22 protein-coding genes are annotated in these 25,208 nt (G+C 28.0%); all 22 read left to right on the top strand.

Annotation, left to right across the window (positions count from 1 at the left end; translation table 11 throughout):
* A partial coding sequence (locus GBG18_RS12495; protein ID WP_193311144.1) for a winged helix-turn-helix domain-containing protein occupies positions 1-336 on the top strand: 336 nt, incomplete at its 5' end.
* Positions 329-1,138 (top strand): ArsS family sensor histidine kinase, encoded by an 810-nt coding sequence (locus tag GBG18_RS12490; RefSeq protein ID WP_152191546.1) that lies wholly within the window; start codon positions 329-331, stop codon positions 1,136-1,138. The genes GBG18_RS12495 and GBG18_RS12490, both read left to right, overlap by 8 nt.
* A gap of 87 nt (positions 1,139-1,225) precedes the next feature.
* A complete protein-coding gene (locus GBG18_RS12485; protein WP_152191544.1) occupies positions 1,226-1,972 on the top strand; it encodes a flagellar hook capping FlgD N-terminal domain-containing protein in 747 nt (248 codons plus the stop codon).
* 144 nt (positions 1,973-2,116) lie between these two features.
* The gene (locus tag GBG18_RS12480) at positions 2,117-4,120 is read left to right on the top strand and encodes a flagellar hook-basal body complex protein (RefSeq protein WP_152191542.1); all 2,004 of its coding nucleotides are present in this window, start codon (positions 2,117-2,119) and stop codon (positions 4,118-4,120) included.
* A gap of 17 nt (positions 4,121-4,137) precedes the next feature.
* Positions 4,138-5,271 carry a flagellar hook-associated protein FlgL gene (locus tag GBG18_RS12475; RefSeq protein ID WP_193311142.1) on the top strand — a complete coding sequence of 378 codons (1,134 nt, stop codon included), beginning with the start codon at positions 4,138-4,140 and terminating at the stop codon, positions 5,269-5,271.
* Between the two features lie 12 nt (positions 5,272-5,283).
* Positions 5,284-5,652, top strand: coding sequence for a hypothetical protein (locus GBG18_RS12470; protein WP_152191538.1), 369 nt, complete (start codon positions 5,284-5,286; stop codon positions 5,650-5,652).
* A 9-nt stretch (positions 5,653-5,661) separates the two neighbouring features.
* A complete protein-coding gene (gene flgK / locus GBG18_RS12465; RefSeq protein WP_152191536.1) occupies positions 5,662-7,275 on the top strand; it encodes a flagellar hook-associated protein FlgK in 1,614 nt (537 codons plus the stop codon).
* Positions 7,276-7,285: 10 nt separating this feature from the next.
* The gene (gene fliD, locus GBG18_RS12460) at positions 7,286-8,617 is read left to right on the top strand and encodes a flagellar filament capping protein FliD (RefSeq protein ID WP_152191534.1); all 1,332 of its coding nucleotides are present in this window, start codon (positions 7,286-7,288) and stop codon (positions 8,615-8,617) included.
* Between the two features lie 170 nt (positions 8,618-8,787).
* Complete coding sequence (gene hpf, locus GBG18_RS12455; protein ID WP_152191532.1) at positions 8,788-9,330, top strand: ribosome hibernation-promoting factor, HPF/YfiA family; 543 nt, start codon at positions 8,788-8,790, stop codon at positions 9,328-9,330.
* An 89-nt stretch (positions 9,331-9,419) separates the two neighbouring features.
* Positions 9,420-10,916 (top strand): ribosome biogenesis GTPase Der, encoded by a 1,497-nt coding sequence (gene der, locus GBG18_RS12450; RefSeq protein WP_152191530.1) that lies wholly within the window; start codon positions 9,420-9,422, stop codon positions 10,914-10,916.
* 17 nt (positions 10,917-10,933) lie between these two features.
* Positions 10,934-12,508: a SulP family inorganic anion transporter gene (locus GBG18_RS12445; RefSeq protein WP_152191528.1), complete on the top strand. Its 1,575-nt coding sequence runs from the start codon at positions 10,934-10,936 to the stop codon at positions 12,506-12,508.
* Positions 12,501-13,133: a uroporphyrinogen-III synthase gene (locus tag GBG18_RS12440; protein ID WP_152191526.1), complete on the top strand. Its 633-nt coding sequence runs from the start codon at positions 12,501-12,503 to the stop codon at positions 13,131-13,133. The genes GBG18_RS12445 and GBG18_RS12440 overlap by 8 nt, the downstream gene beginning before the upstream one ends.
* A gap of 246 nt (positions 13,134-13,379) precedes the next feature.
* A complete protein-coding gene (gene purD / locus GBG18_RS12435; protein WP_152191525.1) occupies positions 13,380-14,645 on the top strand; it encodes a phosphoribosylamine--glycine ligase in 1,266 nt (421 codons plus the stop codon).
* Between the two features lie 4 nt (positions 14,646-14,649).
* The gene (locus tag GBG18_RS12430; protein WP_152191523.1) at positions 14,650-15,087 is read left to right on the top strand and encodes an RDD family protein; all 438 of its coding nucleotides are present in this window, start codon (positions 14,650-14,652) and stop codon (positions 15,085-15,087) included.
* Positions 15,080-17,179, top strand: a complete 2,100-nt coding sequence (locus tag GBG18_RS12425; RefSeq protein ID WP_152191521.1) for an LPS-assembly protein LptD — start codon at positions 15,080-15,082, stop codon at positions 17,177-17,179. Before GBG18_RS12430 ends, GBG18_RS12425 begins: the two co-directional genes overlap by 8 nt.
* Entirely contained in the window at positions 17,179-17,829 is a 651-nt protein-coding gene (locus GBG18_RS12420) for a phosphoribosyltransferase (RefSeq protein WP_152191520.1), read from the top strand. The genes GBG18_RS12425 and GBG18_RS12420 overlap by 1 nt, the downstream gene beginning before the upstream one ends.
* A gap of 5 nt (positions 17,830-17,834) precedes the next feature.
* Complete coding sequence (locus GBG18_RS12415; protein WP_152191518.1) at positions 17,835-20,015, top strand: polyribonucleotide nucleotidyltransferase; 2,181 nt, start codon at positions 17,835-17,837, stop codon at positions 20,013-20,015.
* Between the two features lie 78 nt (positions 20,016-20,093).
* On the top strand, positions 20,094-20,462 hold the full coding sequence (locus tag GBG18_RS12410; protein WP_152191516.1) for a response regulator: 369 nt from the start codon (positions 20,094-20,096) through the stop codon (positions 20,460-20,462).
* Positions 20,463-20,476: 14 nt separating this feature from the next.
* Positions 20,477-22,573 carry a chemotaxis protein CheA gene (locus GBG18_RS12405; protein WP_152191515.1) on the top strand — a complete coding sequence of 699 codons (2,097 nt, stop codon included), beginning with the start codon at positions 20,477-20,479 and terminating at the stop codon, positions 22,571-22,573.
* Positions 22,574-23,419 carry a CheR family methyltransferase gene (locus GBG18_RS12400; protein WP_152191513.1) on the top strand — a complete coding sequence of 282 codons (846 nt, stop codon included), beginning with the start codon at positions 22,574-22,576 and terminating at the stop codon, positions 23,417-23,419.
* On the top strand, positions 23,416-24,093 hold the full coding sequence (locus GBG18_RS12395) for a chemotaxis protein CheD (protein ID WP_152191512.1): 678 nt from the start codon (positions 23,416-23,418) through the stop codon (positions 24,091-24,093). Before GBG18_RS12400 ends, GBG18_RS12395 begins: the two co-directional genes overlap by 4 nt.
* A 31-nt stretch (positions 24,094-24,124) precedes the next feature.
* Positions 24,125-25,198, top strand: coding sequence for a chemotaxis-specific protein-glutamate methyltransferase CheB (gene cheB / locus GBG18_RS12390; protein WP_152191510.1), 1,074 nt, complete (start codon positions 24,125-24,127; stop codon positions 25,196-25,198).
* Positions 25,199-25,208: the final 10 nt, after the last annotated feature.

Genomic DNA, 25,208 nt, shown 5'->3' with positions numbered 1-25,208 from the left:
AGAAGATGTAATCATCAAATAATAAAAGAAACTAAACCTGAAAAAGAGAAGATTTTCACTTTTAATGAATCTAAAATGGAAATTTCTAAAAATTCTGAATTATTAAATTTGACAAATGCAGAATATTATATTCTATTATATATGATAAAGAAAAACGGTTTTGTATTATCTAGACATGAACTATTGTCAAATGTAGAGTCTATAAAATATGAAAGTTCTTATAAAAGTATAGATGTATTAATAGGTAGAGTTCGAAGTAAAATAGAAGAAAATGTAAAAAAACCTAAATATATTTTATCAATTAGAGGTCTAGGTTATAAGTTTATTAATGAATAAAGAGAACTCTATTACTTTACAAATAAGTATTTTCTATCTATTTATTTTTATTCTACTTAATATATTTGTTTTATTTCAATTTAAAGTATCTTACCTTATAGAATTAGTATTAATAGATATATTACTTATACTATTTTATATTTTCTTATTAAAAAAATTAAAAGTACTAACTATACAAAAAGAAAAAGAGTTAATAAACTCAAGAAATCTATTTTTACGAAATATAATGCATGAATTAAAAACACCTATTACAAAAGGGAAGATTGTTACTAATAGTTTTGATGATACAAAAAAGAGGACTGTTTTATCAAGTGTTTTTAATCGATTAGAGTTTTTATTAAATGAATTCACGAAAATTGAAGAACTTACTTCTGGCTTTATTAAGTTAGAGATAAAAAGTTATAGAGCTGTTGATTTAATAGATGAATCTTTAGATATGTTACTTTTAAATAGTAGTAATAGTAATATTAATCTTAAAATAAATAAAGACCTAAAGATTGATGTTGATTTTAAGCTATTTTCAAGTGCTTTAAAAAATTTAATTGATAATGCAATTAAATATAACACCAATGATAAAATAGAAATTATTGTTGATAAGAATTCTATTGAAATAAAAAATAAAGGGAAAAAGCTTAAAAAGGATATTAATACCTACTATAAAGCTTTTAATCGTGACTATGAAAAAAGTAACGATGTTTTAGGCCTTGGTCTATTTATATCAAATAGTATAATCAAACTTCATAACTATAAACTTGAATATAAGTTTAAAAATAATTATCACCTCTTTCAAATCGTATTTTAATCTTCATTAACTTTTGTTAGAAACTCTTACCCTCTATTTACTCCTAATTGTTAAGATTGAAAAAATCTAAAAACTTAGGAGTTTCTTATGTCAACTACAGTTACAAGTTCAACAAGTACAGATATATATGGTAATACTTATACTACTGCTGTAAACAATGATGAGTTAGAGAGTGATGATTTTATTACACTTATGCTAACTGAATTATCTATGCAAGATCCAACTGATCCTGTTGATTCAAGTTCTATGTTAAGTACACAATTAGAACTATCCTCTTTAGAAGCTAATATAGCTACTGTTACTGCTATGGAGGCACTACAAAGTTCATTTGAACAATCAGCATTATCCTCATCTGCATCACTAATTGGTAATATAGTTGAAAATGGCAATTTAGATGATAGTGGTAATACTAAACAATATAAAGTTTCATCAGTAGAGGGAGTTGATGGAGAGATTTATCTAACAGCTTATGAAATATCTGGATACTATGATGTATATACTTTTTCTGCTGTTGATAGTGAAGATACAAGTATTGATTCATCAAGTGAAGAGGATACGGTAAGTTTTACAAATAGTGATGGGGATACATATACTTTCTCTACATATGGAAAAACATACCAAGAATTAAGTACTGAAATAAATGCAGTTGATGGAATCACATCAAGTATTGTAGAAAATTCATCAGGAAAGTATCAAATGGTAACTTCAGTAAGTAATGGTAACTCATCATTTAAACAAAGTGGAACTGAACTAGCTTATTCTTCAGATACCGCAACTTCGTATGATAGTGAAGCTGAAACAATTTTATATAGTAATATTAGTAAAATATACTAGTGTTACTTTTATTACAAATGTTACTTTATTTTAACCAAACATAGGGATTGCTTACAAATGCTTAAATAAGTGATACCCTATATTTACATCATTCCTTTATTATTAACATAAGTGAAATATCACATGCTACTTAAAGGATTTAAAATGATTAGTGCATTATGGACAGGGATAGCTGGTCTATCATCATCACAAACTGCTTTAGATAATGAATCAAATAATATTGCAAATGTTAATACTGTAGGTTACAAAGCATCTAGAGTCTCTTTTGCAGATTTAATGTATCAAGATAGTATAGGAAAAGGTTCTTCTGTAACAAGTGCAGAAAAGCAATATACGCAAGGAAGTTTAAACTTAACAGGTTCTTCTTATGATGTTGCTCTTAATGGAGATGGTTTCTTTGTTGTATCAAACACAGATACTTCAGGTACATCCGAATTATATTATACAAGAGCTGGAAACTTTAGAATGGGCGATGATGGAACATTGCAAGATTCTTCAGGAAATGATGTCCAAGGTTGGGCTTTGAGTGCAATTGATACAACATCAGATGTAGAATCTACAAACTCTAACTTAAATTCATTTACTGATATTTTTACAGAAGTTGCGGGAAATCAAATTATTAATTATACAAATAAAATTGAAACTTATTCTGCAAAGATGTCAGATTATACTGTAAGTTCAAATTCTGATGATGAACTTTTATCTGGATCGGGGATTAAAACACAATCAACAAAAATATCTGATATTGAAGCTTTAATATCAAACTATAGTATGGCTTTAGAAAATCTTGCGATAAGTCCAAATGCTACTTCAAGTCCATCAATATCACAAATAAGTACTATAGATTTTCCTAATGGAACATCTTCTTCTTTAGATGAAGAGGGTGACCAAATATATGTATATATTGATGGTGATAAAATAACACAAAATTATGAAAATGTAACTGCAAGTGATGCTTTCAAAAGTGAAGTAGATACAGCTGTGACTGCTGGTACTGTTGTGGCTGATTTAGATGCAGATGGTACAGTTACTGATGCTGAGTATAATGTTTTAGCAAGTAGAGTTGCAACATATAAAGCTTTAGCTGATGAAATATCGAATATTACAGGATTAAACGCATATACAGTTGATCCAATAACAAATGAAGCAAGTACTAATCTTGCAAACGTATTAAATGGAACTATAAAAATAGATTCTATTATTTCTGGAACTGCATTTACAATAGGTGATATAAGTGAAGTTTCAGGAACAAATGAATCTTCTGGTACAACAACAACCATTGCAGATGCAGTATCAGGAACGGGAGAAGCTGCAGTTGAAAGTGCTATGAATGATTTAAAAAATGCTGTTGCAGGATATCAGCAAGATGTTTATGAAGAAGAAGATATTTTGGCAGATGACTCTGATACTGCAATTACATTTGCAGTAGGTGATACTCTTTCTTATACTATTGGAACAGTAACAGTAACTTCTGATAATACATTAACAACTTATGATGAAGCAATGGAAGATATGATTGCAAAAATAAATTCTGATGTTGAGTTACAACTACTAGTTGAAGCAAAAGATGTAAATGGAATTTTAGTTGTTGAATCAGTAAATGCTGGTGAAGAATTTTCAGGAACATTAAATTTTTATGATGATAGTGCTACTGAAACTTACTTAAAAGATATGAATCTTGATTTAAGTGGTAACACAGGTGGAAATGCTGAATTTATGCAAATTGTATCATCTATTGATCAAACAGCTTCAAAGTCATCTTTACAATTAAAACTTGATACCTTAGGTATAACTGACTCTTCTTTTGGAGAATTTTCTGTTGATAGTAATGGTGTAATTACAATGTCGCAAGATGGAATGGATTATGCAATTGGACAAATTGCTATTGCTCAATTTAATAATAATATAGGACTAGAAGCAGTTGGAGACAATTTATTAGAAAAAACTACAACAAGTGGTGATCCAATTTATAGTATTAATAATGACAATGGTGTTGAAATGGAAAGTGAAACATTAGAGTTAAGTACAGCTGATTTAAGTGAGAGTTTAGTAAATCTAATGGTTTTTCAAAGAGCTTTTGAAGCTAATGCTAAATCTATAACAACTGCTGATGAAATATTAACTACATTAATCGGTTTAAAACGTTAATCTAAAAGGAATTTATGATGGTTAGCTCAATAAATACAATTATGTATAACTTAGAACTTCTAAATGAGAGAAGTTCTAAAGTAACTTATGGATTAAGTAGTAATAAAGCACTAGAACAAGGTAGTGATGACTCAATAAAGTTTGACTATTTATTAAGTATACAAAATAATTTAAATACTTATACAGCAATTGAAAATAGAATTGAATTATCAAACACATATAATACTTTTAGTGATACAACTACTTCTGATATAAAAACAGCAATGGAGTCAGTTAACACTGATATTATAAAAGCTTTAAATGACACTGTTAGTAGTGTTGATAAAAATGTTATTGCAAGTGAAGTTGAACAGATTAAAGATACTTTATTTTCATTAGTTAATGACTCAACTAATGGAGAATATCTATTCTCAGGCAATAATACAGATACAACCCCTTTTATTAAAGATGAAGTAACTGGACAAATAAGCTATGAAAGTGATTATTCAAATAAGAAAGTAAATGTCGAAAAAAACCAGTATACAACTCAAGGTATTAATGGTATTGAATTGATTTATTACACAAATGCAAGTGCATCAAATGGTGAAACATTAGATTTTACGAGTAATGAAATCATTTTAGATGAAGAAGGTAATGAGTGGAAGGTTCTAGATAATGACAATGATGGAACATATGATGGTTTATATTTAAATGGTGATACCTCATCAACACCTATTGCTCTAACTACAAACAGTGATGGAACTTTTTCTATAACTAATACAGAAGATACAAAATTAGAATCAAAACATAGCTATTTTGATGATTTAGATGAGTTAATAGCTGCATTAAAACAAAAAGATACTAATGGAAATGATATTACTTCAAGTGAAGCTAGTACTTTATTATCAAGTGCTTTGGAAAAATTTGAACAAGCTTATGATAATACAAATACTTCACATTCAAAATTAGGAATAAGAACTAATCTTATTGAATCTTATGCTCAAAGTGTACAGTCAAAACTAACCAATTATACTTTATTAGAAGAGCAGTATGAAAGTGCAGATTTAACTGCACTTGCTGTTGAATCTCAATCTTTAGAAAATACATACACAGCACTTTACTCAACTATAAATAAAATAAATGACTTATCTTTAGTTAAATATATAAATTAAAAGGAAAATAAAATGGGAACAAATATAGATATTAAACAGCTTGAAAATCAGGTGGTTGAATGTTATAGTTATTTTATGCATAATCATAAAACTTCTAATTTTGATAATTTAGAAAATATGCTAACTAAGCTACAAAAGTCTATGAATCTTCTTACTATGACAAATATTGTAAATATTATAGATAGAGTTATAGAAGATGGAAGAAAAAATAGTTCAAATAAAAACAAACAATATAATGTTTCTTCAATTCAAACTACAAAAGATAACAAAATATATTTAGTATGTCATGAAGTATTAGGCTTTGATGATATTGATAAAAAATTTATATTAGATAATGTTTTATCTTATATAGATTTTGTAGATATAAAAAAAATTTATTAAGTATAAATTATGATGGATTCCTTATATACAGCAAAGAGTGGCTTGTCAGTTGCAAGAAGTGCCGTTGATGTTACATCAAATAATATTGCAAATGAAAATACTGAAGCTTATAAAAAAAGAACAGTTGATGTATCAGAGATTAGTTCACTTGAAGATAATATAGGAAATGGTGTCTCTTTTGATGGAGTAACAAGAACTACAAATGAGTATTTGTATACACAGTTAACACAACAAAATAGCCTAATGGAATATTATAATCAAGAAGATTTAACCTCAAGTAATATTGAAACAATGTTTAGTGAAACTGATAGTAGTGGTTTATCTATTACAATAAGTGATTTTTTTAATGATTTAGAATCTCTAAGATCAGATCCAAATAGTTCTATATATCAAGAACAGTTAGAATCACAAAGTGAAACTCTTGTTAATAATCTTAGCTCTTTATATGAAGAATTAGATGAGATTGAAACAAGTACTTATTCATTATTAGAAGATCAAGTTTCAAGTGTTAATAGTATTTTAGAAGAGATTGTTTATTTAAATGAAAAGATTGTTAAAAATTCTTCTAGTTCAAATAATGATTTATTAGATAAAAGAGATGCTTTAGAAGAGGAGTTATCAAAGTATGTAGATTTTAAAATTGATACAAGTAGCTCAAAGTACAATTTAGAAATAGCAGGAGTTAGTGCTATATTTAATAATACAAATCTCCATGAAGTTAGTATTAATGAAACATATACTGCACAAAAAGATATTTATAGCTCTACTAGTTTAGAAGATTCAAATATTAATAGTAGTGATGAAATAACATTAACTTTAAATAATACTACAAGTATAACAATAACTGCTAATCCAGATCTTACAAGTGATGATTATGACTTTAAAAATCAAATAGTTGATGAAATAAATAATAATAGTGAATTTAATGAACTAAGTGCGTATTTAGATACAAGTAATAATTTAATTATTACTTCAACAAAAGAGGGTGAAGAATCAAAATTTGATTTAGCAATTACTATAAATGATGTTGAAATTCAAAAAAATGATAATTCAATACAAGGAAAGGATGAAGTCTTCTTATCAATATACAATGAAGAATTATCCCTAGAAAGTGGTTCTATTAAATCTTTAACAAACAACTTATCAACATCTACCTCAATAATATCATCATATAAAAGTAGCTTAGATGATTTTGCAAATGCATTAGTTTCTGAATTTAATAAAAATTCTTCTACTTCTGTATTTACAGGTTCTAGTATTAGTACTTTAAGTTTTGTACAAAATAGTATTGGAAGTTTATCTAGTGATGATTTAGAAAGTTTAGCTCAAATTCAATGGAGTGATGAAATTAATATTGATTCAAATAGTGATGATACAACATCTTTTAGCCAGTTTTATCAAAACTTATTAGTTAGTGTTTCTTCTCATGTTGAAAGTAATAATTTTAGGTTAGATTCTCAAAAATCTATAGTTAATTCACTAGAGAGTACTTATAACGAACTTACGAAAGTTGATACAGATGAAGAGATGGTAAATCTACTACAGTATCAAGCAGCTTATGAAGCAAATGCAAAGATTATAACAGCAGTTGATGAAATGTTGCAAACATTATTAAATATGTAAAGGAGAAATTATGGCAGATGGAATTTTAGGCTTAGGTAGTTCAGGAAGTTTAGATTTAAGTCAAGAGCTTTTAGATAAATTAAAAACAGCAGAATCAACATCTATTTTAGACCCAATAACAACAGAGATAGAAGATACCGAAACTGAATTAGAAGCAGTAGAAGAAATACAAGTTATGACAAATGAACTATTAGCAATAATTGAAGATTTTGACTTATATACAACAGGAACAAGTGTTTTTGATGAAATGTCTGCAACTACTAGTGGTTCATCTGTATCTTTTACAGCAACAGATACAAGTGGTTTATCAGAAGGTTCTATTAGTGTAAGTGTTAGTCAATTAGCACAAAAAGATGTTTATCAAACAGATGTTATTTCAGATATTACAGAAGAGATTGGTTCTGGTAGTATAAGTATTGCTATTGGTGAAGAGTCGTATACTTTTACAACTGATGGAAAAACTTATGAAGAGTTAGAAGAAGAAATGGGTTATTACACAGAACTTGATGTTGCATTAGAGCAAGTAAGTGATGATAGCTATAGATTAGTTATAAAAAGTGCAAACAATGGACTTGAAAATGGTTTAACAATAACTCAAAGTGACATTGATTTAGGTTTAGAAAATGAATCAAATCATGTGCTTAGTGCCCAAAATCTAATTGCAAGTGTTGATGGTATTGATTATAACTTATCTTCAAATAATATATCAATGACAAATGGCTTAAGTATAACAGCTTTAGAGGAGGGTGATTCATCTATTACATTAGTAAGAGATGATACAGTATTTGTTGCAGCTGTTGAAGATATGGTATATAAATATAATGAATTAGTAGATTTAGTAGATTCAAAAATTTTAGGGGATGAAGATGATCCTGCTGTAATTTCAGATTCAAGTACACTAAAAAACATGATGTCAAGTATAAAAGAGATTTTATTTGATTCTTATGGTTTAGATGATGAAGAAAACCTTTTTTCTTATGGTATGTCTTTTGATAGTGATGGATATTTAGAACTTGATAGTACTGAACTATCAAGTGCAATTAGTGAAAACTATGATGATATTAAAGAGTTATTTACAGGATATGCAGAAAAAGAGGGAATTGGAACAAGGCTTAAGACTTATTTAGATGCATTAGATGGCTATGATGGCTTGTTATATACTTATGAAGAGAAACTTGAGGATAGTATTGATACATTAGATGATGATTACACAGAAGCTTCTGAAGCACTTGATGAAAAATATGAAAGTATGGCTACTCAATTTGCTGCATATACAGTATTAATAACAGAAATGGAAACAGCATTCTCTTCGCTTGAAGCAATAATAAATGAAGATGATTGATTTTTATAACTATGCTTTTTTATAAGCATAGTTACTCTATTTTTATAAATTTTAATAAAAAATAAAAAAATCCCTAGCTTTATATTGTTAATTTCTTTTCTGTTTGTAGTGTATGTTATTTTTAATAATTTTTATGATAAAATTAATAAATTATTATTAAGGAGTTTGTTATGAATACAGGTATTGTAGGAAGACACATAGATTTAACAGAATCAATTAAAGATTATATAAATAGTTCAGTAGAAGTATTTAAAAAATATAACTTAGATATTATTTCGGTAAATTCAATTATCTCTCAAGAAGAGAAACATGGTAAAAAAGCATTTTCATTTGAATTTACTTTAAATGTTGCACATTTAGATACAATTGTTGTTAAACAAAAAGATAAAGATTTATATGCTGCTATTGATATAGCAGTAGATAGAGTTTCAAAAGTTTTAAGAAGACACCATGATAAAGTTTCTGCACATAAAGCTACTAAATTAACTGAAGTTGCTTCTTCTGAAATTGAAGATAAGATTGCACTTGAATTAGAAAGTTTTGAAACAGAAATCTATCCTGCAAGACTAGCTTCTTACAAGCCAATGGATATTGAAGAGGCATTAAAAGATCTAAAGAGTTCTGAAGCTGCATTTAAAGTATTCTATGACAAAGACGATAACATGAGAGTATTATATAAAAGTAGTGCTGAAGGAAAATTCGGATTATATTAATCTTGAGTTTTTATAATGAAAAAGGTGTTAGTCAAAAGACTAATGCCTTTTTTAATTTTAATAATACACAAATAGGATATTAAAAGTTTATGAATAAAACATTAAAAAAAATTGCACTTATTGGTCAACCAAACGTAGGTAAATCATCATTATTCAATAGAATTGCGCAAAAAAGAATTGCAATTGTTTCTGATTTAGCGGGAACAACAAGAGATATTAGAAAACATGAAGTTACTATTATGGATAAGTCTGCATTAATGCTAGATACAGGTGGTATTGATGAAACAAATGATGCAATATTTTCAAATGTAAAAAGAAAAGCTATTGAGACTGCAAAAGAGGCTGATATAATACTTTTTATGGTTGATGGTAAAAATATACCTGATGATAAAGATAAAGAATTATTTTATGAGCTTCAAAGATTAGGTAAAGAATTAGCTTTAATAGTTAATAAAATTGATAATGATAAAGAGTTAGAAAGACTTTGGGAATTTTTTGAATTTGGTATTGGAGAAGAGAATTTATTTGGAATCTCTGTATCACATAACAGAGGTACAAAGAATTTATTTGATTGGATTTATACACATTTACCAGAAGTTGAAGAAGAGGTTTTAGAATCTTCTGAAGTAAAAGAAATAATTACTGAATCTCATATCGTACCTTTAGAAAAGATTGAAGGTGTTGAAGATTTAGAGGATTATGAAATTCAAGAAGATATAATAATTCCTGAAGATGAAGAAGAAAACCCTGATACTTTTGTGATTGATAATAAAATTAAAGTTGGAATTATTGGTCGAGTTAATGTTGGGAAATCATCAATTTTAAATGCAATAGTAGGTCAAGAAAGATCAGTTGTATCTCCAATAGCAGGTACTACTATTGATCCTGTTGATGAAGTATTTGAATATGCTGATAAAAGTGTTACATTTGTAGATACTGCTGGTTTAAGAAGACGTGGAAGAATTGAAGGAATTGAAAAATTTGCTTTAATGAGAACAAAAGAGATGTTAGAAAAAGCAAATGTTGCTTTACTTGTTCTTGATGCTTCAGATGAATTAACAGATTTAGATGAAAAAATTGCAGGGTTAGTTGATGAATACGGATTAGGAACAATTATTGTTCTTAATAAGTGGGATGAAAACATGGAAACTTTTAAGAAAATGGAAGAGTTAATTAGAGGAAGGTTTAAATTCCTTTATTATGCTCCAATTATTGCAGTTTCTGCTAAAACTGGACGTTCAATTGATAGATTAAAAGATAAAATTATTGAAATTTATGATAATTATACTCAAAGAATTCCAACATCAGCACTTAATAGAGTAATTGAAAAAGCAGTAATCAGACACTCTCTTCCAAGTCCAAATGGTATTTATTTAAGAATTTATTATTCTACTCAATTTGAAACAAAGCCTCCTAGAATTGCTTTAGTTATGAATAGACCAAGATTACTTCACTTCTCTTATAAAAGATATTTGATTAACTTCTTAAGAGATAATTTTAACTTTGAAGGTTGTCCAATTCATATCATTGCACGTGGTAAAAATGATAAAGTTGGTGATGAGGAATATTTAGACGAAGATAATTAATTTAACTAGGAGTTTCCTTGCAAATTTTAAAAAATAATATATTCGCAGGAATTACTGCGGCAGTTGTAGCTTTGCCTTTAGCACTTGCTTTTGGAGTTGCAAGTGGAGCAGGTGCAATTGCAGGATTGTATGGTGCAATTATATTAGGTTTTTTTGCAGCACTTTTTGGTGGAACTTCTACACAAATATCAGGACCTACTGGTCCTATGACAGTTGTAACTGCAACTGCCATTGCAACTTTCCCAAACGATTTATCAACTGTTATGACTGTAATCTTTTTATCTGGTTTAATTCAAATATCCTTTGGATTAGTTGGAATTGGTAAATGGATTAAATATATCCCTTACCCTGTTATTTCTGGTTTTATGTCAGGAGTTGGTGTAATTATTGTAATTTTACAAATAAATCCTTTTTTAGGTGTAGAGTCTTATAGTTCAGTAATTTATACAATAACACAGCTTTTTGATACTATAAAACATGCAGATGATCATGCCTTAATCATTGCATATATTACTTTAGCAATTATGTTCTTAACTCCAAAAATCATTACAAAATATATTCCCTCAGCTTTAATAGCACTATTTGTAGTAACTCACTTTACTATTTATATGGGATATGATGTGGATACAATTGGAAGTATTCCTGTAGGATTACCAGAGTTTAATCTTCCTTTTTCTTTTGATTTATTAGAACTTAGTAATATAATTACCTTAGCGATAACTCTTGCTTTATTAGGTTCAATTGATTCTTTATTAACATCACTAGTTGCTGATTCTATGACTAAAACTAAGCATAATCCTAAAAAAGAGTTAATAGGGCAAGGAATTGGTAACTCAATTTGTGCCTTTTTTGGTGCAATTCCAGGTGCAGGTGCTACTATGCGTACAGTAATAAATATAAATAGTGGTGGTACATCTAAAGTATCTGGAATGGTTCACTCTATTACACTTTTAATTATTATCTTGTTTTTAGCACCTCTAGCTTCTCAAATACCACTTGCAGTTTTATCTGGTATTTTAATAAAAGTTGGTTTTGATATTTTAGATTATAAATTTTTACGAATTATGAACAAAGTTTCACGACAAGATTTACTTATTATGACAACAGTATTTTTACTTACAGTTTTTGTTGATTTAATAATGGCTGTTGGTGTTGGTATTACTATTGCTTCTATCTTAGCTGTTTATCAAATTTCTAGAAATACTAGAATTAAAACAAGAAGAGCTAAAAGCTCATTTGATATTGATATTACTAACAATAATATTGAAGTTATAAAAATTGATGGTTCTTTATTTTTTGGAACTGCTTCAGTTTTAGATAATAAATTAGATAAAATCACCGAAAATAAAATAGTTATTTTAGATTGTAAAAATGTCTCTTTTTTAGATATATCTGCAATTTTTACTATTGAAGATATGATAGATAAATTAAGTGCTAAAAATATAAAAACATTACTTGTTTTAAAGCATGCACATAAAAGAAATATACTAGCAGTAGATACAGATAACTCTTTTAAAAAGCATAAAATGTTTTTTCATATGGATGATGCAATTAATTATACTCAAGAATTGGAGCTTAAAATAAATGTCTAAAATATATTTGTTAAATAATTTAAAATATGAAGGGATTGAAAACTTAAGTGTTTTTGGTATAGAGTTTTTACCAAGTGATATTGATTTAAATAAATATGATGCTTTGATTTTTACTTCTAAGAATGCTATTTATTCTATAGACTCTTTTAATAAAACTTGGCAAGAAATACCCTCTTATGCGATTGCTCCTAAAACTGCAAATATAATAAATGAATATGGTGGAAACTTACAGTTTACAGGTATTAGTTCTCATGGAAATGAGTTTGCAAAAGAGTTAATTCCTAAGTTTAAAAATAAAAAAGTTTTATATATAAGAGCTTTAAAAACTGTATCAAAATTAGTTGATATTTTAAAAGAAAATAATATTGATATTGATGAATTAATAACTTACAAAACATCTTGTTTAAAGTCTAATAAAATATTAGAAGATAACTCTGTTTTTATATTTTCAGCACCTTCAAGTGTAGAGTGCTTTTTTAAAAATTATACTTGGAAAGATTCTTATAAAGCTATAACAATTGGAAAAACAACTGCTAATTATTTACCAAAGAACATAGATTATATTGTAAGTGAAAAAACTTCAATAGATGAATGTATAAAACTTGCAAAGCAAATATTAAATTAAAACTAAAATTAATCATCAATTAGATAAAATATTGCCATCTAAGTAGTTCGGGATTTCCATTGTTGAGGGTCCGATACTATATTTTAGTACGTAATTGTAAGTAGACGGTGTGCAGTGTTTCATTATGTTTTCACTCCTTAAGTCTAATTCTTATGTACGGTTATTGGCTTTTTAGGGCCAAATTGATGGTTAACGGCTGCTTGGGTCTTAAAACAAATTTAAATAATTATAATGCAAGGAATTATCGTGAATATATTAATACTTGGAAGTGGTGGTAGAGAATACTCTATTGGCTTGGCAATCTCTAAAGAAAATGAACATAACTTATTTTTTATGCCTGGAAATGGCGCAACAGACAATTTAGGGACAAATATTAATATTAAAGATTATAATGAATTAGCTTTATGGGCTAAAGAAAATTCAATTGATTTAACAATAGTTGGACCTGAAGCTCCATTAGTAGATGGTGTTGTTGATATATTTAAAGAAAATGATTTAACAATCTTTGGACCAAGTGCTGCAGCTGCACAACTTGAGGGTTCAAAAGTTTATATGAAAAATATATTAAAAAAATATAACATACCAACAGCAGCATTTATTGAAACTACAAATGAAAAAGAAGCTCATGATTTTATTGATACTATGAGTTTGCCAATTGTTGTAAAAGCAGATGGTTTATGTGGTGGTAAGGGTGTAATTATTGCACAAAGTATAGAAGAAGCAAAAGAGGCTGCATCTGATATGTTAGCTGGAACTTCTTTTGGTGATGCTGGAACTTCTATTGTTGTTGAAGAGTTTTTAGATGGTTATGAACTTTCAATTTTTGCTATTTGTGATGGTGAGAATTACAAAGTATTACCAGCAGCACAAGATCATAAAAGAATAGGTGATGGTGATACTGGACCAAATACAGGTGGTATGGGTGCATATGCTCCAACTCCTTTAGTAAACGATGATATTTACCAAAAAGTAGAAGATAGAGTAATTAAACCAACTTTAGAGGGTATGAAAAAAGAGGGTGCTCCTTTCGAGGGTGTTCTTTTTATTGGAGTAATGGTAGTTAAAGGTGAACCAATTATCTTAGAATATAATGTAAGATTTGGTGATCCAGAGTGTGAAATTTTAATGCCTTTATTAGAAACTCCTGTTTCTGAACTATTTTATAAAGGTGCAACTAAACAACTTGATAAATTAGATATTAAAATCAAAGATGAATTTGGTGTTGGTGTTGTAATGGCAAGCCAAAACTATCCATATTCAAGTTCACCTGCTGCTGAAATTATTGTTGATAAAATTGTTGATGAAGATTTAGCTTTAAATTCTCACATCTCTTATGCTGGTGTTTCAAAAGTTGATGGCAAGTTAATGGCAGATGGTGGAAGAGTTTTAGTTTGTGTTGGTTTTGGAAAAACTATTAAAGAAGCTAGAGATAGAGCTTATGATTTATGTGGTCAAGTTCATTTTGCTGGTAAAAAAATAAGAACAGATATTGCATATCAAGCATTAAAGTAGTTAAATGAGTAACAATACTGATGATTTACAATTAGCATCCTTAAGATCTAGAGCTACTGCTTTTGTTATTGATGATTTACTTGTAACGGCTATTATTCTTATAATTTTTTGGGATAATATTATGGCAGTTAGTCATGATGTTAATGCAATGATGTTTTTTATGAAAACTGACTTAGTGATGCCTTTAATTTTTTTAAAGCTTGTTTATCAGGCTTTATTTACTTGGTATTATGGTGCCACAGTAGGAAAGATTGTAGTTAAGATAAAAGTTATAGACTCTAATTCTTGGGGTAGGATTTCAATGTTTTCTGCAGTTTTAAGATCTCTTGGAAGAATTTTTTCTGAAATGTTTTTTTATGTAGGTTTTTTAATTGGTTTCTTTAATGATGGAAGAAAAACGTTTCATGATTTTACTGGTAAGACATTGGTTGTAAATGCTTAAAAATTATTTAGCCTCATTATTAGTACTTGCCTCTTTTTCTTTTAGTGAAGAGTTAAAAAATGAAAAGTTTCAACTTATATCTGAAAGTATTAATACTGAAGGTAATATTGTAACAGCAGTGGGTAATGTAGTTGTCTTTTCGCCAACTTATTATTTAAGTGCTTCTAAAATAGTTTATAATAAAGATAAAGAGACCTTTGAACTTTTTGATAATGTTTTAATTTTAAAAGATAACAGTATCCAAACACAAAGTGATTATGCTTTAATAAACTTAAAAAATGATTCTTATTCTCAAACACCTGTATTACTTTTTGATAAAAAAAGTAATCTTTGGGTAAATTCAAAAAAATCTACAAAAGATAATACTAATATAGAACTAGATAGCTCAATAATTTCATCATGTGACTGTGTTGATCCAGCTTGGAGTATAAAAGTTTCATCAGCTTCTTATGATACAGAAGATAAATGGATGCATACTTATAATCCAAGATTATATTTTAGGAACGTACCTGTATTTTATAGTCCTTACTTAGGTTTTCCAACTGATACTACAAGAAGAACAGGTGTATTACCTCCTACAATTGGTTATTCTAGTAGTGAAGGATTCTCTTATTCTCAATCTATATTTATAGCACCAAAAGCAAATTATGATTTAGAAATTATTCCTCAAGTAAGAAGTGAAAGAGGTTTTGGTGCCTACTCTTATTTTAGATATGCAGACTCACCACACTCTTTACTTAAATTAAATGCAGGTTTTTTTAGAGAACAAGAAAGTTACAAAGAAGAGAATGATTTAGATAATCAAAAACACTATGGATGGAGTATTGATTATGAAAGAACAAAACTTTTTTCAAGTGGAAATCATCAAGATGGTTTATACGCATCTATAAATTGGTTAAATGATATTGAGTATGAAACTTTAGAAGATGATGATACTTCTAGTGATGAAAAAGTTGAATCAAAAATAAACTATTTTTATAATACACCAAAATATTATGGTGGAATATATGGAAGACATTATATTGATACATCATTAGATTCAAATGATACAACATTACAAGAACTTCCTCAATTACAATTTCATAAATATAATAATGAACTATTTGGTTTAAATAAAGTTTTATACTCTCTTGATACTAAATATAGACGTTATACAAGAGTAGAGGGAGTTGGAGCTAATTACTATGAATTGTCACTTCCTATTAATTATAGTAAATACTTTTTAGATGATTACTTATATTTTAATATTCAAAATAAAACTACACTTAGTAAGTACAAATATACAAACAATACTTCAAATTATGAAGATGGTACTTTAACTCAAAATGAAGTATCTGTTTCTGTTGGAACTGATTTAATAAAACCTTATGAAGAATATCTTCATACTTTAAATTTAGAAGCTGAGTATACTCATCCTGAAAATATAAAAGAAGATGGTGCTTTATATGGTATTTCAGGTAATGATTATGAAGAAGAGGATGATTTATCTTCATTTACAAATAGTACAAATAATAAAAATATAAAACTATCTCTAAATCAATCTTTATATAATAATGATAGTTTAAAACAAATAGTAAATCATAAACTAACACAATCAATTTTGTATAATAGTGTAGATGAACCAAAGCTTCAAAATACTGAAAATTATATTAAATTAAATTATAATAATGGTTCTATTTCTAATAGATTAACTTATAATGTTCAAGATAAACAGTTTATTGAAAATACTATATCTGGAACATATAAGTTAAAAGATATATCTTTAACAGCAGGATATTATAAATCAAAAGATACAGATAATTCTGGAAAAGAAGATTTAGAATCATATAATGTTAAAGCAGAGTATCAATTTGCTAAAGATTATAAATTTTCTTATTATGAAAACTATAATATTTTAGAAAAAATTAAAAGTAAACAAGGTATTAATTTAAATATAAATGATAAATGCTGGAATTTTGATATAAAGTATGAAAGAGAAAGAGTTGCTTCTTCTAGTGATACAACAGATGTAGATCAAGAAGTTGTTTATTTAAATCTTACATTAAAACCTCTTGGTGGAATAAAACAAGAGTATGAAATTGAGAATGAATAATGACACCAGATCCAATATATTTTAAAAATAGAGAAGTAGCTGCTTATAGATTATTAGATATTTTACCAATTGAAAGTATGAAATTAGAAGATTGGACAGTATTATCTACATCATGTGGGGGATATCCAATTGCAAGTATTATTGCAAAAGAGTTAAATGCAAAACTTGATATGATGTTTTCTAAGAAAATATTTGCACCTAGTAATCATGAATGTGAAATAGCAATTGTAACTGAAGCTGAAGAAGTATTAATTCATGAAGAGTTAGTAAAAGTATTTGGTATTAGTTTAGATTTAATTTATGGACAGTCAAAATTTTTATATGAAAATGAATTGTCATATGAAGTTTCAAAGTTTAGAAATGGAAATAAATTAACAAATTTAAATGAAAAAAATATTTTATTAATTGATGAGGGATTAAATACGGGTTTAACAATGATGGCTTGTATTAAAAGTGCAATCAAATTAGGAGCTAAATCAGTTTCAGTTGCAACTCCTGTAATACCAACAGCTAGTATTCCAACAATTGAGTCAATTGCAGATGATTTGTATTATATAAAAAAGCTAGATCACTTTATATCTATTAACTTTTATTATGATACATTAGATGAAATAAAATTTAAAGATATAGAAACAATAAAAAAGGATTAAAATAAATGTCAACAGTTTGTGAATTTGAATTAAGTAAAAAACAAGAGATTTTTGAGTTTAGTAAAGTAGCTAAACAAGCTAATGGGTCAGTATTAGCAAAATTAGGAAATGCAGTTGTATTAGCTACAGTAGTTAGTGAATTTGATAATCCTGTAAGTGAAGATTTTACTCCTTTAACAGTTCAGTATATTGAAAAAACATATGCAGCAGCGAAACTTCCAGGTGGTTTTATAAAAAGAGAAGCAAAACCAAGTGAGTTTGAAACTTTAACTTCAAGAGTAATTGATAGAAGTTTAAGACCATTATTCCCTAAAGGATATGTATATCCTACAACTATTACAGTTATGGTTTTAAGTGCTGATAAAGATGTTGATTTACAAGCCTTAGCTTTAAATGCTGCTAATGCTGCTTTATATACTTCAAACTTACCAATTAAAAAATCAGTTTGTGGTGTAAGAGTTGCTAAGATTGACGGTGAATATGTTGCAAATCCTAAAATGTCTGAACTTGAAAATTCTACATTAGATTTATATATTGCTGGTTCTAAAGACGAATTACTTATGATTGAAATGAAAGCTATTTCTTCATCTGAAATGCTTGAAGTTGATATTGAAGCTTTTACAAAAGTTCATAGTACAAATGAAATGAATGAAGAGCAATTAGTAGAAGCAATTGCTTTTGCTCAAGAAGTTTTATTTGAAGCTAATACTACTTATGAAGCTGGTTTTGAAGTTGCTTGTAAAGAAATGAAAGAAGTTGAACTAGTTAAGTTTACAATTTCTGAAGATGTTATTGATTATGTAAGAGATAATTTCTCTTCAGATATTACTGAAGCTATTAAAAAATTAGCAAAAAGTGAAAGAGCAACTGAACTTAAAGATGTAGCTAAAATGATTTCTGCTAACTCATATTGTGAAGAGAATGAAATAGAATTTTCAGTAATTTATGAAGCTGTATCTATTGTAAAAAGAGAAATTGTAAGAAATATGATTGTAAGTGATAAGGTTAGAGCAGATGGAAGAGGGTTAAAAGACGTTAGACCTATTTCTATTGATACTAATATTTTACCATCAGCTCATTCATCTTGTTTATTTACAAGAGGTGAAACACAAGCTTTAGTTGTAGCAACACTTGGTGGTCCAAAAGATGGACAAATGTTTGAAAAGTTAACTGAAAAATCAACTTCAATTGAAAACTTTATGTTACATTACAACTTCCCAGGTTTCTCAGTAGGTGAAGCAAAACCAATGTTTGGAGTAGGAAGAAGAGAATTAGGTCATGGTAATTTAGGTAAAAAAGCTTTAGAAGCTACTATTGATGATGATTATACAGATACAGTTAGATTAGTTTCAGAAATTTTAGAATCAAATGGTTCTTCTTCAATGGCAACTGTTTGTGGAGGTTCACTAGCTTTAAAAGCAGCAGGAGTTCCAATTTCTGATTTAGTTGCTGGGGTTGCTATGGGTATGGTTGTTGAAAATGGTGACTATTCTGTATTAACTGATATCATGGGTCTTGAAGATCATGATGGAGATATGGATTTTAAAGTTGCAGGTACTACAAAAGGTATTACAGCTTTACAAATGGATATTAAACTTGGTGGAATTGAATTATCAGTTTTACAAGAAGCATTATTACAAGCAAAAGAAGGTAGAGATCATATTTTAGGTTTAATGCATACAGCAGCTGAAGATATTATTCCAAGTGAAGCTTTACCATTAATTGAACAATTTGCAATTGATCCAAGTAAAATAATGGTTGTTATAGGAAAAGCAGGTTCAACAATTAAAGAAATAATTGAAAAGTTCTCTGTAGGAATAGATTTAGATAGAGATAGTGGAAATGTAAAAGTAAGTGGAAGTAATAAGCAAAATGTATTAGATGCTTGTGAACATATTAAAACTATTTCTAATAATGCAGTTTCAAGAAAACAACCTTCAAAAAATCTTGACTTTGAAAAACTTTATACTGTTGATGATGTATTAATGGCAAAAGTTGAAAGAATTGTTGATTTTGGTGCATTTATGGCATTACCAAAAGGTGGAGAAGGTTTATTACATATTTCTAAAATTTCAAAACAAAGAGTTAAAAATGTTTCTGATGTTTTAAGTGTTGGAGATGAAGTAGAAATAAAAGTACTTAAAGTAAGTAAAGATAGAATTGAATTAGCTTCTAATTCAATTTAATAATTAACCCTAGTTTAATATTTCTTACGTTAGTATAGTTAAATAATTTTTTAACTATACAACCTAAGGGGTACTAATATGGCAAAACTTTTAATCGTAGATGATTCTACAATGCTAAGAGATATGTTAAACTATGCTTTAAACGAAGGTGGTTACACTGATGTAACTGAGGCAGTTGATGGCGTAGATGGTTTAGCAAAAGCTAACAGCACTAATTTTGATTTAATAATAACTGACGTAAATATGCCAAATATGGATGGACTTACACTTATTGGCGAACTAAGAAAAATACCACAATATTCAAAAAAACCTATTTTAGTATTAACAACTGAAAGAAGTGATGAAATGAAAACAAAAGGAAAGGCAGCAGGTGCTACTGGTTGGATTGTAAAACCTTTTGTTCCGGATCAACTGTTAAAAGCAGTAAACATCGTATTAAGTAGATAAAAAAAGGATCTAATATGTCATTTGATATTTCAAAATATAGAGAAATGTTTTTAGAAGAAGCTGAAGAACTTTTTGAATCAGCTGATAATGTACTTTTAGAAGCTGAAAATAATGGCTCATTAACAGATGATGAAATGGGTCAACTATTTAGAGATGTACATACTTTAAAAGGTAGTGGTGCATCTGTTGAATTAAAACTTTTTGCTGAATTTACGCATGATGTTGAAAATATGATGGATAAATTAAGAAATCATAAAATTGAATTCATACCAGAAATGGCAGGAACTTTAATTGATGGTTTAGATGTAATGAAAGAAATCTTAGATTTAGAAGTTGCAGAAGATTTAACAAAAGAAACATTCACAGAAATGACTACTTCTTTACTTGAAGAAATCCGTGCATATTCTAATGGTACAGTTGTTAAGAAAGAAGAAATTAAAGAAATTGTTAAAGAAGAACCTGTAATTGAAACTCCTGAAGTTACAATTCCTATGGTACAAGAGTCTTTAGATAATGAAAATTTTGGATTTTTTGATGATGACTTAAATGAACAAAAAAGTAGTAAATCATATGGTATATTTGCGGATGACGTAGATGAAAATCAAAAAAACTTTGGTTTCTATGATAAAGAGTTACAAGAAGCTTCTGATAATGCTAAAGATATTCATATAAATGATGAAGATAAAGAGAATTTTGGATTTTTTGATGATGTTCCATCTTTAACACCAGATTCTGTAATGCAAACAAATAATATCGAAGCTACTGAGAACACTACAGTAGAAACTTCAGAAGAAAGTGCCGCAGTTATTACAAATGAACAAACACCTCCTGCTAATAAACCAAGTGCTCCTAGAGTTAATAAAGAGATAAAAGAAAAAGCAACTAAAAAAGCTTCTACTAATAATAATATTAGAGTAAATCTTGATAAAATTGACTTACTTATGAATAATGTTGGGGATTTAGTTATTACAAATGCCATGCTTACTCAATTTTCATCAACTATTGATGATTCAAAAACAAGAAATTCTGTACTTGAAAGATTAGAGTTACTTGAAAGACATATTAGAGATATGCAAGACTCTATTATGAGTATTCGAATGGTACCAATGGAATCTATTTATTCTAAATTTCCAAAAGTTGTTAGAGATATTTCTAAGAAACTTGGTAAAAAAGTTGAATTCAAACACTTTGGTGATAATGTTGAAATTGATAAAGCAATGATTGAAGGATTAACTGATCCTTTAATGCATGTTATTAGAAATTCACTTGATCATGGTTTAGAAACACCAGAAGAAAGAGAAGCTTCTGGAAAACATGATATTGGTTCTATTATAATTTCAGCTGAACAAGCTAATGGACAAATGATTATTACAATAGAAGATGATGGAAGAGGAATTGATATAGAAAAAGTTGCCCAAAAAGCACTAGATCAAGGTCAAATTGATGAAAATCAATATAATAATATGAATGATAATGAAAAAGCAATGCTTGTATTTGGTGCTGGAGTTTCAACAGCAGATCAAATTTCAGAAATCTCAGGACGTGGTGTTGGAATGGATGTTGTTAAAACAAATATTCAAAAACTAGGTGGAGATTTAAAACTAGATACTACATTAGGTGAGGGTACAGTTTTAACAATTATGTTACCTTTAACTCTTGCTATTCTTGATGGTTTAGATATTGCAGTTAGTGATCAAAAATATATTTTACCATTATCTTCTATTGTTGAGTCATTACAACCAACATCTGATATGATTAAAAAAATTGGTGATGGAACTCAAGATTTATTAATGTTAAGAGAAGAGTTTATTCCAGTTGTACGAATACATCAATTATTTGGACTTGAAAATAGTTTTGAAAATTTAGAAGATGGTATGTTAATTGTTGTTAAATCTGGAAATACAAAAGTTGCCTTATCTATTGATGAGTTCTTAAATCAACATCAAGTTGTTGTTAAGCCTTTAGATAAAAACTTTAGATCTGTTGAGGGAATTGGAGCAGCAACTGTAAGAGGAGATGGAAGTATTGGTCTTATCTTAGATGTTGTAGGTATTATTAATGCTCAAATTAATATCGAAAGAGGTATAAATAAAGCAAGAAAAGCTTCATAAATGAAGTATACAACAGATGACGTTCATAATAGAGTAAAGAAAATTCTTTATGGATTAACTGGAATAACATTAGCTGATAATAAAGATATTATGATCTCTAATAGAATTGATAAATTAAAAAGAGATAGTAAATATAAAGGTGATATTATGGATCTTCTTCATTTAGTTGAAGAAGGTTCCTATGTTACTGAATTTATTAACTCTTTTACTACAAATAAAACACATTTTTTTAGAGAAGATTTTCATTTTTTAGATTTAAAAAATAGAGCCATTCCCCAGCTTGCAAAATCTGGAAATAAAATAAATATGTATTGTTCTGCATCTTCAACAGGTGAAGAACCATATTCAATGGCTATGACTCTTTTAGAAGTTCAAGATGAAATTGGGAAAAAACTAAATGCTTCTGTAATTGCAACAGATATAGATACAAATGTATTACAGTATGCTGCAAATGGTGTATATAGGTATTCTAAATCATCAAAAGAATTCCCTGAATGGATTAAACCCTCAAAATACTTTAAAAGAAGAATAGAAAAAAACTTAGCTGGAGAAGAGATTCTTATAAAAGTAAAAGATGAATTAAAAAAAATGCTTACATTTCAAGTTATGAATTTAAATGACAATACATATCCTTTTTCAAAAAATCAATTTGATATTGTATTTTGTAGAAATGTACTTATTTATTTTTCAGCGGAAGATCAGAATAAAATATTAAAAAAACTTTTTTCACATTTAAAAATTGGGGGAACTTTATACTTAGGTCATTCTGAAAACCCCCAAGATTTAGTTAATTATGTAAAAAGAGTAGGACAAAATATTTTCATTAAAGAAAAGGAAGCATTTTGATTGTAATTGGACATAAAGATGGAAGCATTGAAAAAGCTTCAGCTATAAGATTTACACAAAAAACAAAAGGTTTATGTACTCATACTGTAATTGGTGGAGAATTTGCTGTTGGTAATGATATAGAACAAATAGCATTTAAAACACTTCTAGGTTCTTGTGTTGCTATTATGTTTTATGATAAAGTTACTAAAATTAAAGCAATGAATCACTTTTTACTTCCAAGTAGTAATAATAGTAATGATGATATGAAGTATGGTCTTTATTCAGTTGAAGCAATGCTTAATGAAATGTACAAACTAGGTTGTAATAAAAATAATATGTTTGCAAAAATATCAGGTGGTGCAGATATTATGCAATTAAATGTTTCATCTGAATCAATAGGACATAGAAATGTTGAGTTCGCAAAAGATTTTTGTAAGTCTGAGGGCTTTCAACTAATGAGTGAACATACAAGAGGTGAGCATGGTAGATTAATTCTACTTGCAAATGAGTTTGAAACATTTATTAAAGTTACTCAAAAAAGTGAAACTGATAGTAAAATTTTACTAGAGGAAAAATCTTTACAAAAAGAGATTACAAAAGCTCCTGTTATCAAAGAATATGTTGGTGGTGTTGATTTATTTGGTATGGAAGATAAATCAGAGGAACCTGAAATGGAAATCGAACTTTTCTAGCTTTATATAATAAATAGGGTGGTTTTTTAGAGTGTATACAGTTTTAGTTATAGATGATTCTCCTTCAATGAGAAGAATTATAAAAGATATGATAAATGAAATAGATGAATTTGAAGTTATATCTATGGCTGTAGATGCATTTGATGCAAGAGAAAAAATTAAGCAGTATGAACCAGATATTGTAACAATTGATATTAATATGCCAAAAATGAATGGTGTAGTTTTCTTAAGAAACTTAATGCGTTTACATCCTATGCCAGCTGTCGTAATTTCAGGTGAGAGTGTAAGAGGAAATGATATTTTTGATGATGGGGCTGTAGGTTTTATTCCTAAACCTGAAGGTGGAGAATCAATGATATCTTTTCAAAAGAGAATAAAAGAGACTCTATTAAATTTAACTTTTTTACTTAAAAGATATACATTAAAAAAACCAAAGGCATTAGTATCAAAAACTAAAAATACTAATGCAGTTGAATATAAAATTCATCCTGATGAAGTAATCCCATCAACTCCTACAAGAGGTTCTGGATATAAACTAATTGCAATTGGCTCTTCAACTGGTGGTGTTGAATCTTTATTAAAAGTATTTCAAAATTTACCCGAAAATTTACCTCCTATTTTAATTTCTCAACATATTCCTTATGGTTTTTCTAACTCCTTTGCTCATAGATTAAATGATAACTCTAATGTAAATGTACAAGAAGCAAAAGATGGAATGCTTTTAGAAAGAGGGCATGCTTATTTAGCTCCTGGAAATATGCATTTAACTGTGGTAAAAAATGGACTAGAATATAAAACTAAACTATTAGATACAAAAAAAGTAAGCCAACATAAACCAAGTGTTGATGTATTATATAGATCAGTTAATAATGTAATAGGTTCAAGTGCAATGGCTATTATTATGACAGGAATGGGTGATGATGGTACAATTGGTATGAAAGACATGTTTAATAATAATGTATATACAGTAGCACAAAATGAGATAAGTTGTGTTGTTTTTGGAATGCCAGCAAAAGCCATTAAAGCAGGTGCAGTTAAAGATATAGTGCATTTAGATGATATTGCACAATATATAATTGATTATTCAATGGGTAAAAGAAGATAATAAAATAAAA

The organism is Poseidonibacter ostreae (genome assembly GCF_009208075.1).
Classification (GTDB): domain Bacteria; phylum Campylobacterota; class Campylobacteria; order Campylobacterales; family Arcobacteraceae; genus Poseidonibacter; species Poseidonibacter ostreae.
The sequence above is the reverse complement of the archived record's forward strand: the minus strand, read 5'-3'. Positions and strand labels throughout refer to the sequence as shown.

Coding starts and splice junctions, on each gene's coding strand:
- GBG18_RS12490 (WP_152191546.1), top strand. CDS start 329: ATGAATAAAGAGAACTCTATTACTTTACAAATAAGTATTTTCTATCTA.
- GBG18_RS12485 (WP_152191544.1), top strand. CDS start 1,226: ATGTCAACTACAGTTACAAGTTCAACAAGTACAGATATATATGGTAAT.
- GBG18_RS12480 (WP_152191542.1), top strand. CDS start 2,117: ATGATTAGTGCATTATGGACAGGGATAGCTGGTCTATCATCATCACAA.
- GBG18_RS12475 (WP_193311142.1), top strand. CDS start 4,138: ATGGTTAGCTCAATAAATACAATTATGTATAACTTAGAACTTCTAAAT.
- GBG18_RS12470 (WP_152191538.1), top strand. CDS start 5,284: ATGGGAACAAATATAGATATTAAACAGCTTGAAAATCAGGTGGTTGAA.
- flgK (WP_152191536.1), top strand. CDS start 5,662: ATGATGGATTCCTTATATACAGCAAAGAGTGGCTTGTCAGTTGCAAGA.
- fliD (WP_152191534.1), top strand. CDS start 7,286: ATGGCAGATGGAATTTTAGGCTTAGGTAGTTCAGGAAGTTTAGATTTA.
- hpf (WP_152191532.1), top strand. CDS start 8,788: ATGAATACAGGTATTGTAGGAAGACACATAGATTTAACAGAATCAATT.
- der (WP_152191530.1), top strand. CDS start 9,420: ATGAATAAAACATTAAAAAAAATTGCACTTATTGGTCAACCAAACGTA.
- GBG18_RS12440 (WP_152191526.1), top strand. CDS start 12,501: ATGTCTAAAATATATTTGTTAAATAATTTAAAATATGAAGGGATTGAA.
- GBG18_RS12430 (WP_152191523.1), top strand. CDS start 14,650: ATGAGTAACAATACTGATGATTTACAATTAGCATCCTTAAGATCTAGA.
- GBG18_RS12425 (WP_152191521.1), top strand. CDS start 15,080: ATGCTTAAAAATTATTTAGCCTCATTATTAGTACTTGCCTCTTTTTCT.
- GBG18_RS12420 (WP_152191520.1), top strand. CDS start 17,179: ATGACACCAGATCCAATATATTTTAAAAATAGAGAAGTAGCTGCTTAT.
- GBG18_RS12415 (WP_152191518.1), top strand. CDS start 17,835: ATGTCAACAGTTTGTGAATTTGAATTAAGTAAAAAACAAGAGATTTTT.
- GBG18_RS12410 (WP_152191516.1), top strand. CDS start 20,094: ATGGCAAAACTTTTAATCGTAGATGATTCTACAATGCTAAGAGATATG.
- GBG18_RS12405 (WP_152191515.1), top strand. CDS start 20,477: ATGTCATTTGATATTTCAAAATATAGAGAAATGTTTTTAGAAGAAGCT.
- GBG18_RS12400 (WP_152191513.1), top strand. CDS start 22,574: ATGAAGTATACAACAGATGACGTTCATAATAGAGTAAAGAAAATTCTT.